This window comes from Fibrobacter sp. UBA4309 (assembly GCF_002395745.1).
Lineage (GTDB): Bacteria > Fibrobacterota > Fibrobacteria > Fibrobacterales > Fibrobacteraceae > Fibrobacter.
The window spans coordinates 1-12278 of sequence record NZ_DGUN01000044.1 but is presented as its reverse complement, the minus strand read 5'-3'; the positions used below and the strand labels follow the sequence as shown (position 1 = coordinate 12278).

Below are 12278 nucleotides of genomic sequence, written 5' to 3'. Positions count from 1 at the left end.
CATGCGCCTGTTGAAAAACGCCCTTTTGATTTTTGCGATGACGTTGGCCTTTTGGGCTTGCACTCAAGATGACGACGGTCCTCTTGACTTGACATTGTCCGGAGACGAATTCGATGGCAAGGGCTTTTTCAAGGCTTCGACGCTGGATAGCGGGGACTTGATCCACCTGGTCGGCGATACGCTGTTCGTGCATATGGACAGCATCTGGTCCTTTTCCAATTGCGCCTTGAAGAAAATCGGCGTGGTCGAATACAGGGAAGATTCGGTCCTCATATTGAAACCGTATTTTAATCTCCATGTCACGGGCGAAGATTGTGCCGCACCGCTGTACCGCCCCGATACTGTCTTGAGATTCCTGCCGGACAAGGATGAACTGAACGGAATTTCTACCATCCGCGTAAAGAACGATAGCGACAAGGTGCTGGATACGATTATCGTGCGTAGGGGGGAGATGGAACTCGATACGCTTTCGTTCTATATCGACTCGCTTTTCGATTCCGTGCATTCGTTCCCGCTCCGTACCAAGAATTCCCCGTCGATACTCCGCATTCTCGATTCCATTCACCCGCAGGTGTTTATGTGGCGCACCATGAAATCCAACTGTGCGCTGCGTATCGACTTGTGCGATTCCGTCGTTGCCGATACGTTATACCCTTCGTCGTGGAGGCTCAACGATACGAACCTGGTCCCGGTCCATTTGGCCTGTGCGGATTCCGATCAGATATATTGCCACAGCGGCCGCTGGGAAAACGACTCCAACAGCCTGGGCGATGTGCGGCAACGTCCCGATACCATCTGGTACACAAGTACCTACTATGTTGAAGAAATCCCGGAATGCGGTGCTGTCAATTACTTCAATAAGGGCAACTTCTTGATAGGGAACGATTTCTCCGTTATCCGTGAACTTTACATTCCGGAGAAATCCGAGACATTCTGCGGCCCTTCGACAACGAAGGATCTCTATTTCTACGATATAGGCCGCAACCGCTATGTGGCAGATACGGTAGACGTGGATAGTTTGTACGATATCTGGAAGTCCGCCACGGTCGTCAAGAAAAAGTAGTCAGGTTGACCTATGGAAGAAAAAATTGAATATTCCTTTGCCGCAGAGATTGCTGAGGAAGATTATTCGCTTATCGTCGAATGCAAGATTTTCAAGGACTGGCTGGAAGCGTCCAGGGAAAAGTTCGTTGTCACGAAAGTCCATTTTGAATCGGTAAACTTCTTTGACAAGAAACACGTGCCGCTCTTTATCAAGTTGAAGGCGACTGCGACCCTCCCGGATGGCCGCCCGGTTCATGGAATAGTCCTGGTGCGCGGGAATGCCGTTGGCGTCTTGGTGGTGCTCCGCTGCGAAGGCCAGAAGTACCTGCTGCTGGTGCGCCAGCCGCGCTTGGCTATTTCGGAACAGGCTTCGCTCGAGATTCCTGCGGGAATCCTGGACTGGAGCGGGGATTACCGCAAGGTCGCGCTTTCGGAACTCGAAGAAGAAGCGCAAATCCATGCCGACGATTCGGAATTGATCGACCTGACCGATTTCTGGTGGAAGGGATCGACTCCCGGTTTTGCCGGCAGCTGTGGAATCCTGGACGAACGCATCCGTCTTTATGCGATTGAACGCGACGTGACGAGGGAACAACTGGAGGCCATGGACGGCAAGAACCAGACGTATGTCGACGAGAACGAATGGATCCGTACGCAGGTGCTACCCTACGAGGAAGCCGCCCACAAGTTTATCGACGGCAAGAACCTGATTGCGCTGTTCCTGTACGAACGCTGGCTGGCTTCTAAAAAATAATGTTGTTGACGGTAAGCCCTACGAAGAATACCAGCAGGTAACCGTACCAGACAAAAGTCAAGGCATAGTTGAGCCCGCGCTTGTAGGCCTTGGGCTCGTTCTTGTTTTTCTCCTTGATGCGTATGATGTTCTTGCGCAGGTAAAATACTGAAACCGCGATTCCGATAATGCTTGCCAAAATAAGGAGTACGTATGCCATAGTGAACCACAAGATAACTATTTTTTATGGCATGGAAGTGAATGAATCACGTCAAATACGTTTGCAGGCCGCTTTCCGCGTCATTGCGGCTGTACTGGCCTTTTGGGCTGTGCAGGGGCTACTCCGTTTTGTGCTGCTTTTCAGGAACAATCCCTATGGAATCCCGTTCGTGGCGAAACCCGACTGGTACATTTTCCATGCGCTTTGCATCGATTTTATCTGGATTGCCGAAATGGCGCTCCCGTTCTTGCTGCTCGCCATTTTCTTGCCGGCATCGTCGAGGTGGCGCCGTGCGGTAGTGCCGGTTTTCTGCGTTCTGCAGTCCGTTATTCTCCCGTTTACGCTGCTTGACCATGAATTTCAGCGTTTTTTGGGAACGCATTTTTCCATTTCCCTGCTCGATACTTACAAGGACGCGTCTTCGCTTTCCATTCTGCCCGATTACGTGGCTTCGGATTTGTCCATTCCTTATTTGCAGTGGGTCCTCCTGCTCGGGATCGTGCCGCTGGCGCTGTTCCTCTATCGCGTAATCTACAGGGCGTTTGAGCGTCGTGGCGTCCGCGTTTCGCTGTTGAGGGCCTGGCTTATTGGCTGTGTCGCCTTTTTCGGATTTTCGGAACTGTTCCTGAACGTTATCTGGAAAGGGACGAACCGCATGCGCAAATTGCAGCCGGTGGTGGAAATTGTCATGAAGGATCTGAACGGGATTATGACCGGCGGCGCCAAGGTCGACCCGGCGTTCGTCTCGGCGGCGACAAAGGCTTCGCGTCGCGTGTGGGCGCAAATCGAGGGCCCTGGTGCGGAACTGTACGATTATCCGGATGACGAATTCCCGATGTACCGCGTTCCCAGGGATGTGGAAGATTCGACCGCGGGTGCTGTTATGGAAGCGCGCCCGAACTTCATCGTGATATTCCTGGAATCGCAGCGGGGCATGGATGTGGGATTCCTGAATCCCGGGGACAAGCGCCCGACGGCGACTCCCGTGTTGGATTCTCTTGCCCGTTCGGGTATCGCCTGGCACCGTTTTTATGTGAGCGGCGTACCTACGGTCGGCGGGGTGCTTTCTAGCCATTTCGGTTTTCCGCCGCATCGACACAAGTCTACTGCGTCGGAACTGGCCTATGCCGATATTCCGAGTTTCGCGTCTATCTTGAGGGATAGCGGTTACGCGGCGCATTTCTTTGCGGCGGCCGACCCGGCGTGGGATAATTTGTCTGTATGGTTCCAGAAGTGGTACGACCGCACGCACTACGACCGTGCTTATGAAGACGATTCCACGTTCTTCGACGTGACGGCGGAGTTTATCCGCGATACGCTGGCTCCGTCTGCATCCCGTGACGGCAAGCCGTTCCTCGCGGCGATGATTACGCGCAGCAACCATTATCCGTTCAACCTGGTTCCGGGAATGCCGGATTCCGCCAAGGCGCTCCCCCAGGCGGACCGCATGCGCTATACCATGCATTGGGCCGATGCCCAGATGGGGCGGTTCCTGAGGTCCCTGTCGGGGGAGGATTGGTTCAAGGATACCTACGTGATTGTCCTGGGCGATCACGGGTTCCCGCAAGGGGAACACGGCGTTTCTGCTATCGGCAGCGAGGCGTATTCCAACGTGACCTGGATTCCCTTTGTGATAGACGGCCCCGGCATGGCGGAGGATACTACCCTGGTACATGACCGTTTCGAGGCGGCTAGCCAGAGCGATATTGCTCCGACGGTTCTTGCTCTGGCAGGAATCCGTGCGCCGAACTCTTTCTTGGGACACGACCTCTTGCGCCGGGAGCCGGTTTCGTTTGCTGTCGGAGCGCATTCGGGGCGCGTGGCGCTTGCCGTGGGTGACTACCGGATTCTCGGAAACGCGTCGGACAATTCTGCGACGCATCTCTACCGGTTCCTTGACGATATCGGGGAGGATCACGACCTCGTTTCGGGGGCGCAGGAAGGCGAAAAATCCGGCTATGCCGCTGTCCGGGACTCGCTCAAGTCCCTGGCCGATACGCTTCTCGGCCTGAATGACTGGATTCTCTCGGGAAATAGGGCTCAAAAGCGCTGAGACGCCCTTTCGGGGGGTTGAATTTTTCCCGTAAAATTTCTCTATTTGTACGCGGTTTTAGACTGTCCGTGGAAGAGTTCTCGCTATGAGCTAAGTCTTTAGGCTAGAATGCTTCCGTTAGCGGATGGCTATTTTATTATAGAGGTTTATTTGGTAACCAACGCAAAACTGGAAAAGCTCATTGCCGATGCTTGCGAAGCCAATGGTGTTTCCCTGGTGGAATCGGATATGTTCCGTGCTGGCAAGCGCAAGACCTTGAGGCTGTTTATCGACAAGCCCGAAGGCGTGACTATCGATGATTGCACGAATGTGAGCCGCCATCTTTCCGATGCACTGGACCTGGATCCGGAGGTGATAGACGGGGCTTACACGTTGGAGGTTTCTTCTCCCGGGCTTGACCGCCCCTTGAAGTCGGTCGCAGATTTTATTCGCAACAAGGGGCGCTTCGTCCGTGTCACAAGGTGCACGGGAAAACCGCTTACCGGTAAACTTGTAGATGCGGATGAAGAAAGTTTGACGCTTGCGCTGAAGGGCAACGCCGGGAACGTGGTGGTTCCCCGTGCCGAGGTGCTGGTTGCCAAGGTGGATGTACAAATATAATAGGAAGGTCAAAAATGGCTAAACAGAACGAACCTAAGATTAAATTGCTCGATGCACTCAAGGCTGTGGTCGAGGCCAAGAATATGGATGATTCCGTAATCCTCGGAGCCCTGAAGCAGGCGCTGATTTCTGCTGCCCGCAAGTATTTGCACATCGACAAGAAGATCGAAGTGGAAATTGATGAAGACGACAAGGTGCACGTATTCCTTCGCGTAGAAGTTGTCGATGATTTCCCGGACTACGACCCGTCCATGACTGCCGACGAAGTGGAACAGCTCGACGAAGGCTACATGCTGGTCGACGAGGCTCGCGAGTTCAACGAAGATGCCCAGGCCGGTGACGTTCTCGAAATGGAAGTGCCGACCGAAGCCTTTGGTCGCCAGGCCATCCAGACTGCCAAGCAGCTTTTGACCCAGCAGATTCGCGATGCCGAACGTCAGAAGGTGATGGACACCTACCGTGGCCGTATCGGCACCATGATTAGCGGCGAAGTGCTCCGTCTCGAAGGCCGCAACGTGATTGTCTCGCTCGGCAAGCAGACCGAAGCCGTGATTCCGCCGCGTGAACAGATTGGCCACGAACGCTTGGTGCAGGGACAGTCCGTGAAGGCTGTTATCGCCCGCGTCGAAGAATCCGTGAAGAGCGGTGCCCAGGTGATCCTGTCTCGCGCCAGCGGCGACTTCCTCAAGGAACTCTTCCGCCAGGAAGTTCCGGAAATTTACGAGAACACCGTCGAAATCAAGGGCGTTGCCCGCGAACCGGGATACCGCGCCAAGATTGCCGTGTACTCCCGCGACGAAAAGATCGACCCGGTTGGCGCTTGCGTTGGCATGAAGGGTGCCCGCGTGCAGACGATTGTGCGCGAACTCGGCAACGAACGTATCGACATCGTCCACTGGAATCCGGACCTCGACGTGTTCATCACCCGTGCCCTTTCTCCGGCCAATGTTGTCAAGCTGGCCGAAGTTCCGGGTACCGACCGCACGGTTGTCGTGATCAACGACGAAAATCTTGCCCAGGCTATTGGCAAGAATGGCCAGAACGTGAAGCTCGCTGCCCAGTTGGTGGGCCGCAACCTCGATGTCTTCGGTGAAAAGGAATGGTCCGAAAAGGATGACGAAGCCAAGGCTCAGGTCCTCGCTCCCCGTCCGCAGGAACTGCACCGCAGCGCCGTGCGCAAGGTCGAAAGCCTCTTCAATACTCCCGCAGCAGAAGAGGGCGAATCTAGCGAGGCTTAAAAATTTCAAGGAAACTAAAACAGGCTAGTTAATGAGTAATTTAGAACAGATTAAACCGATAGACTGGGCCAAGGAACATGGGGTCAAGAGTGACTTCGTGATGAAACTCCTTCGCGATAACGGCGTGAAGGTGTTGACTCAGGTTTCCAAGGTGAACGCGGCGGAATTCGAAAAGATTGAAGAAGCTGTCGCTGCGGAAAAAGCCAAGATGGAAGCCCGCTCCAAGAACCTCAAGAAAACGACTGCGTCTGAATCGGGTGAAGCTCCTTCGGAAAAGAAGAAGACGGCTTCCCTGACGACAACGAAGAACGGCGTGAAGGTGAGCCTGAAGAGGTCTTCTGCGAAGAAGACCGACGAGGCGAAGCCCGCTACGAAGGCTACCGTGAAGACGTCTGCCAAGGCGTCTGCAAAGTCTGCCGCGGCCGCCGCTCCAGTTGAGGCCGCTCCGGCAGCCCCCGAGGCTACCGTCGCCAAGGCCGCAGAACCGGCTTCCGTGAAGCCGGTCGAGGCTCCGGTCGAAAAGACTCCGGAAGTGCCCGCAGAAACCGTCGCCAAGCCTGTACCGGCGGCCCCGGCAGCTCCTGCCGAGACTCCTGCGCCCGCTCCCGCTCCGGCTCCCAAGACGGATCCGAAGCCGGTCCCGAAGCCTGCGGCTCCGGCACCGCATCCGACGATGATGACGGCCGATACGGAATTGAAGCAGCCTCCCATGAAGGCTCAGGTGTTCAAGCCCGATGCCGCTATCTTGGCGCGTATCGCCAAGTCCCAGCAGCAACAGCAGGGCGGCCGCAACACCAATCGCCGTCCGGGGACTCGTGGCCCGGGCAATGCCCAGGGCTATACCGGTTCGTTTGGCCCCCGCGGCAACAACGGCCCGGACAACCGCAATGGTAACCGCAGGCCGGGCCAGGGTGGCGCAAGCAGCAGCCACGGTGGCTACACCGGACGCGGAGGTGGATTCTCCAGCGGTTCCATGCAAGAAGCTTTCAATGCCAGCCAGGGCGCGGCCTCGATGGGCGGCCAAGGCAATCATGGCAACAACAAGGGCCAGAATAGCCGTCACGGTAACGACAAGAACCGCCATGGCAACAATGGCCGCGACCGCATGGAAAACCAGAAGGAACAGCAGCAGGAAATGATTCGCCAGAACGTTTCCCGCGTGATGGCAGACCTTTCCAAGAAACCGGTCAAGAAAACTTATCATAAGGACCACAGCGAAAACGCTTCCGGCGAAGAAAAGAAGGTTTTGAAGACTTCTGACTTCATCACGGTGGGTGAACTTGCCGGCCTTATGGACCAGATGCCTGCCCGTGTTATCGCGAAGTGCATGGAAATGGGCATGATGGTCACGATCAACGCGCGCCTGGATTTCGAAACGATCCAGATTCTTGCCGACGAGTTCGGTTACGAAGCGCAGTTGATGGAAGAATACGAAGAAGTCGCGCTTGGCGTCGAAGAAGAATCCAAGGAAAACCTCCAGCCGCGTCATCCGGTGGTTACCGTCATGGGCCACGTGGACCACGGTAAGACTTCTCTCCTTGACTGGATTCGCAAGACCCACGTGGTTTCTGGTGAATCGGGTGGCATTACCCAGCACATCGGTGCTTACGAAGTCACGACGCCGCAGGGCAAGGTGACGTTCCTGGATACTCCGGGTCACGAGGCGTTCAGCGCCATGCGTGCTCGCGGTTCCCAGGTGACAGACGTTATCGTGCTGGTCGTGGCCGCCGACTCCATGGTGATGCCCCAGACGGTGGAATCCATCGAACTCGCCAAGCGCGAGAACGTTCCGATGGTTGTCGCCATTACCAAGATTGACTTGCCCACGGCCAACCCCGACAAGATCCGTGCCCAGCTCGCTGAACGCGGTGTCGAAGTGGAACAGTGGGGCGGCCAGACGAGCTGCGTGGAAGTGTCCGCCCGTTCGGGCCAGGGCATGGACCAGCTCCTGGAAATTCTCGCCCTCGAAGCCGAAGTGCAGGAACTCAAGGCGAACCCCGATGCTCGCGCCCACGGTGCCGTTGTTGAATCCAAGCTGGATATCGGTAAGGGTTCCATGGCGACGATTCTTGTGCAGAATGGTACGCTCCATGTGGGTGACCCGTTCGTTTGCGGTATCTATGCCGGTAAGGTTCGTGCCATGTTCAATGAACGCGGCGAACAGATGAAGGCCGCTCCGCCTTCTACGCCTTGCCAGGTTCTGGGCTTCGACGGTACGCCGCAGGCCGGTGACGACCTCGTCGTTGTTGCCGACGAAAAGACGGCCCGTGAAATCGCGAGCAAGCGCCGCATGGCTGCCCGCGAACGCGACCTCCGCGCCCGTAGCACCATTACGCTCGAAAACAAGTTCAACGAGAAGAAGGACGGAAAGCTTTCGGAACTCAACCTTATCGTCAAGGCCGACGTGGGTGGTTCTGCAGAAGCTCTTGCCGCCTCTCTCGAAAAGTTGACCAACAGGGAAGTGAAGGTGAACATCATCCGCAAGGGTGTGGGCGCCATTACCGATTCCGATATCCTGTTTGCCACTACTGCCCAGGCAATTATCATTTCGTTCCATTTGATGCCGTCGCTTTCTGTCCGCGAAATGGCCCAGAAAGAAGGTATCGAAATCCGCAACTACCGCGTTATCTATGACTGTATCGAAGATATCAAGAATGCGGTGGAAGGCTTGCTCAAGCCGGTGTTGCGCGAAGAAATCAAGGGCGAAGCCGAAATCCGCCAGGTGTTCAAGGTGCCGAAGGTTGGCCTCATCGCCGGCTGTATGGTTACCGATGGCGAAGTGGACCGCACGAGCCTCGTGCGTGTTTACCGCAACGGCGTCGAACTCGGTGCGACTGCGGTGCAGTCCTTGAAGCGCATGAAGGACGACGTCAAGTCCGTCGCCCGCGGTTTCGAGTGCGGTATCGGCCTCAAGGGTTACGACGATATCAAGGAAGGCGACAGCCTGATCTTCTTCAAGGAAGTGAAGGTGGCTCGTACCTTGGAAGACGTTGCCCGCGAAGAAGCCGAAGAAAAGGCTAAGAAGGCTGCCGAAAAGAAGGATGCCTAATGAGCCGTAGGACCGACAGATTGGGCGAACAGTTCCGCGAGGAAATTGGAAAGCTTATTCAGAAGGGCTTGAAGGATCCTCGCGTGAGCACGCTCGCGAGCATTACGCGTGTGGACATCACGGACGACCTGAGCTATGCAAAGGCGCTGGTTTCCGTGATGGGTTCCGACAAGGAAAAGCGCGATACCATTATCGGTTTGAACAATTCGGCCGGCTTTATCCGTGGCGTCCTGGGAAAATCGCTCAAGATTTTCAAGGTTCCGGAATTGAAGTTTACTCTGGACGAAAACCTGGAGCACGCCATGCACATCGAGAGCATTCTTGCAGAATTGAAGCAGAAAGGGGATCTCTAGTTGGCTCTTTCGGGCTTCATCCTTCTGGACAAAGTTGCAGGAGATACTTCCTTCAAGGCCCTTTTCCCTTTGAAAAGGGTCTTTTGCACTAAACGTGTCGGGCACGCGGGAACGCTGGACTTGCGTGCTTCCGGACTCATTATTGCCGCCTTGGGCCGTGCAACGCGCCTTTTGCCGTACGTGGAATCCAAGGAAAAGTGCTATGCGTTCCGCCTGCATCTTGGCTACGAGACCGATACGCTCGAATGGGACGGGGATGTGGTGGAGCAAGATGCCTGCTGTCATCCAATAAACCGCGCCGCCCTAGAAACAGTCCTCCCGCAGTTCACGGGCGATGTCGACCAGATTCCGCCCAGGTATTGTGCCGTAAAGATCGATGGCCGCCGTGCTTCGGACTGGGCCGAAAGGGGCAAGGAAATAGAACTGAAACCCCGCCGCATCCATATCGCTTCGCTCCGGATTGTGGGCGAGGGCGGCGTGACCGACGGTGCTACCGGCAAGAGCTTTGCGACGTTCGACCTGGAGTGTGTCTGTTCTAAGGGGACGTACGTGCGCGCCTTGGGCCGCGATATTGGCCGCGCTCTCGGTACTTGTGGATGTGTTTCGCAGATTCGCCGTCTCCGTATCGGCGGTGTCAGCGTCGAGAATGCGGTGCGGGGAGAGTCCCTGACGAAAGACAACCTGGTGCCTGTAGACAAGGTGCTCGACTTTCCTGTGGTGAAACTCGACGAATCCCAGATTGCCGTTATCCGCAAGGGAAACTGGATTCCCTGGCATACGCCGGTAGAGGGCGCCACCGAACAGCAAGGCCGCAGTGCCGATGGCGAGAAACTGGTTTTTGCTGCCGACGCTTCTGGAAATGTCTTGAGCGTATGCCGTTACGAACCGGGCCGTCTTTTGCCGAAATTTTTCTTGGGCGAGGATGACTGATGGCGGGAGAATCTATGCAAGTGAAACGTGCGGTGACAATGGGCAACTTCGACGGTTGCCATCTGGGCCATCAGGCACTTTTCCGTACGCTAAAGGCTGTCGCCGAGGTGAACGGCCTCGTTCCGACCGTAATCAGCTTTGAACCGCATTCCAATTACGTGTTGCGCGAAGTGGGCGATCCGCTGTTGCTGACGACTACCGAAGAAAAGCGGGAATTTATCGAAAGCCTGGGCCTCGAATTTCTGGTGTTGCCGTTTACGAAAGAGATGGCTAAGCTGCCCTTCGATGTTTTTGTGCGTCAGGAGCTTATCGAAAAGCGTGGCGTATGCTCCATGTTCTTTGGACATGACCATTGTTTCGGTGCCGGCGGCAAGGGCAACTACGAGACGATTACGAAGGCATTCCCGGAACTTTCTACGCAGATGCTTTCCATAGTGTTGCACAAGGGGGAACGCGTAAGTTCTTCTGCCGTGCGCAACGCGCTCCTGAACGGCGACGTGGCCCGTGCCCAGACCTATTTGGGACGGCCTTATCGCCTTTCGGGGAAGGTGGTTGTCGGTAAGCGCTTGGGGCATACCATCGGGTTCCCGACGGCGAACTTGCAGGTGGAACAGTACAAGTTCCTGCCCAAGGTCGGCGTTTACGTGGCTTCGGCGCGTCTCGGCGGTGCTGCCCATGGAAATCCCGGCGAAGAACGCATTTTCCGCGCCGTGGTGAATATCGGCACGCAACCATCGGCTCCGGGAGCGCATCATCTCGCTATCGAAGCCTACCTGCTGGATTTTAACGAAGACATTTACGGCGAGCACCTGGCGCTGGACTTGCTTGCTTACTTGCGCCCGGAGCAGAAGTTCGCCAGCATGGAAGACCTTGTGCGCCAAATCGGCATGGATGCCGACACCGCCAAGAATTACAACGGGAACCACTGGGCCGAATAAGGCCCGCGAGGCGCTTCCCGATTTTCTACACAATCGTATTGTCGAGTCCGAAGACTTCGCCGAGTTGCTTGTCGTCCATGTCGGCGAGCCAGGTTTCGCCCGCGCTCACGGTCATGTTGGCGATGGACTTCTTGGTTTCTAGAAGTGCGTTGATTTTTTCTTCGAACGTTCCCTTGGTAATGAACCTGTGGACCTGCACGTTGCGCGTCTGCCCGATACGGAAGGCGCGGTCGGTGGCCTGCGCTTCGATGGCGGGGTTCCACCACAAGTCGTAATGGATGACCTGCGATGCGGCGGTGAGGTTGAGGCCCGTTCCGCCCGCCTTGAGCGAGAGGATGAGCACCTTGCATTTGGGATTCTTCTGGAAGTCCTCGATCATGGAGGTGCGCTGCGTCTGCGAGCATCCGCCGTGGTAGAAGTGCGTGCGGAGCCCGAGTTCCTCGGTGATGGTCTTTTCGAGCAGGAATCCCATTTCGGCGAACTGCGTGAATATGAGCGTCTTTTCGCCCTGTTCCTGGATGGAGGTGAGCAGGTCGAGGAGCATCTGCAACTTGCCGGAACTCATTGGCGGGGGAGTTGTGTCCCTGGATCTTTCCTCCCGATGGTCGTCAGGATGACGATTTTCGGCATTGTCCCTTTCGTCTTTCGTCTTTCGTCTTTCGTCTAATCCCTTCAGAAATGTCGCGGGGTGGTTGCAAATCTGCTTCAAGGCGAGAATCATCTGCAAGATGATTCCCTTGCGCTTGAATAGCGCGTGCGCGTCGTTCGCCTTCTCGCTCATCGCCTGTTCCATCTCGAGTTCCTGCATAAAGTGCTCGAGCGTCTTCTGGTACAGTGCGGCCTGCGGCTTGGTGAGTTCGGCGTATTCGTCCTGGATAATCTTGTCGGGCAAGTCGCTGATGATGCTCTTGTCGGTCTTGAGGCGGCGCAGCATGAAGGGTGCCGTAATCTTGCGGAAGGTTTCCGCCACCTTCTCGTTGCCCATTTTCTGGATGGGCGTCTCGAACTTTTCGCGGAATTCGGCGGCGCTCGGGAAGAACCCGCGGTTCGCGAAGTCCATGATGGTCCAGAATTCCATGAGGCGGTTTTCGACTGGAGTGCCGCTCATCGCGATTTTCAT

At 55.9% G+C, this 12278-nt stretch carries 11 protein-coding genes; 9 read left to right on the top strand and 2 right to left on the bottom strand.

What is annotated here, in order from left to right:
• The first annotated feature begins 1 nt into the window (after position 1).
• Together B3M32_RS04910 and B3M32_RS04905 are read left to right on the top strand one after the other, a co-directional pair.
• Complete coding sequence (locus B3M32_RS04910; RefSeq protein WP_290743953.1) at positions 2-1063, top strand: hypothetical protein; 1062 nt, start codon at positions 2-4, stop codon at positions 1061-1063.
• A 12-nt stretch (positions 1064-1075) separates the two neighbouring features.
• Complete coding sequence (locus tag B3M32_RS04905; protein ID WP_290743951.1) at positions 1076-1798, top strand: NUDIX domain-containing protein; 723 nt, start codon at positions 1076-1078, stop codon at positions 1796-1798.
• Here B3M32_RS04905 and B3M32_RS04900 read toward each other — a convergent pair.
• The gene (locus B3M32_RS04900; protein WP_290743950.1) at positions 1788-1997 is read right to left on the bottom strand and encodes a hypothetical protein; all 210 of its coding nucleotides are present in this window, start codon (positions 1995-1997) and stop codon (positions 1788-1790) included. The genes B3M32_RS04905 and B3M32_RS04900 overlap by 11 nt on opposite strands.
• 31 nt (positions 1998-2028) lie before the next feature.
• Here B3M32_RS04900 and B3M32_RS04895 point away from each other — a divergent pair, with 31 nt between their 5' ends.
• From B3M32_RS04895 to ribF, 7 genes are all read left to right on the top strand, one after another.
• A complete protein-coding gene (locus B3M32_RS04895; RefSeq protein WP_290743949.1) occupies positions 2029-4050 on the top strand; it encodes an LTA synthase family protein in 2022 nt (673 codons plus the stop codon).
• Between the two features lie 150 nt (positions 4051-4200).
• Positions 4201-4650 carry a ribosome maturation factor RimP gene (gene rimP / locus B3M32_RS04890; protein WP_290743948.1) on the top strand — a complete coding sequence of 150 codons (450 nt, stop codon included), beginning with the start codon at positions 4201-4203 and terminating at the stop codon, positions 4648-4650.
• A 14-nt stretch (positions 4651-4664) separates the two neighbouring features.
• Positions 4665-5888, top strand: a complete 1224-nt coding sequence (nusA, locus tag B3M32_RS04885; protein ID WP_290743947.1) for a transcription termination factor NusA — start codon at positions 4665-4667, stop codon at positions 5886-5888.
• A 31-nt stretch (positions 5889-5919) separates the two neighbouring features.
• The gene (infB, locus tag B3M32_RS04880; protein WP_290743945.1) at positions 5920-8937 is read left to right on the top strand and encodes a translation initiation factor IF-2; all 3018 of its coding nucleotides are present in this window, start codon (positions 5920-5922) and stop codon (positions 8935-8937) included.
• Complete coding sequence (gene rbfA / locus B3M32_RS04875) at positions 8937-9290, top strand: 30S ribosome-binding factor RbfA (protein ID WP_290743944.1); 354 nt, start codon at positions 8937-8939, stop codon at positions 9288-9290. The genes infB and rbfA overlap by 1 nt, the downstream gene beginning before the upstream one ends.
• Entirely contained in the window at positions 9291-10220 is a 930-nt protein-coding gene (truB, locus tag B3M32_RS04870) for a tRNA pseudouridine(55) synthase TruB (RefSeq protein ID WP_290743943.1), read from the top strand.
• Between the two features lie 14 nt (positions 10221-10234).
• Complete coding sequence (gene ribF / locus B3M32_RS04865) at positions 10235-11158, top strand: riboflavin biosynthesis protein RibF (protein WP_290743942.1); 924 nt, start codon at positions 10235-10237, stop codon at positions 11156-11158.
• Between the two features lie 25 nt (positions 11159-11183).
• Here the strand turns inward: ribF and B3M32_RS04860 are convergent.
• Positions 11184-12278: DEAD/DEAH box helicase (locus tag B3M32_RS04860; protein ID WP_290743941.1), on the bottom strand; the 1095-nt coding region annotated here is incomplete at its 5' end.

Coding starts and splice junctions, on each gene's coding strand:
- B3M32_RS04910 (WP_290743953.1), top strand. CDS start 2: ATGCGCCTGTTGAAAAACGCCCTTTTGATTTTTGCGATGACGTTGGCC.
- B3M32_RS04905 (WP_290743951.1), top strand. CDS start 1,076: ATGGAAGAAAAAATTGAATATTCCTTTGCCGCAGAGATTGCTGAGGAA.
- B3M32_RS04900 (WP_290743950.1), bottom strand. CDS start 1,997: ATGGCATACGTACTCCTTATTTTGGCAAGCATTATCGGAATCGCGGTT.
- B3M32_RS04895 (WP_290743949.1), top strand. CDS start 2,029: ATGGAAGTGAATGAATCACGTCAAATACGTTTGCAGGCCGCTTTCCGC.
- nusA (WP_290743947.1), top strand. CDS start 4,665: ATGGCTAAACAGAACGAACCTAAGATTAAATTGCTCGATGCACTCAAG.
- infB (WP_290743945.1), top strand. CDS start 5,920: ATGAGTAATTTAGAACAGATTAAACCGATAGACTGGGCCAAGGAACAT.
- rbfA (WP_290743944.1), top strand. CDS start 8,937: ATGAGCCGTAGGACCGACAGATTGGGCGAACAGTTCCGCGAGGAAATT.
- ribF (WP_290743942.1), top strand. CDS start 10,235: ATGCAAGTGAAACGTGCGGTGACAATGGGCAACTTCGACGGTTGCCAT.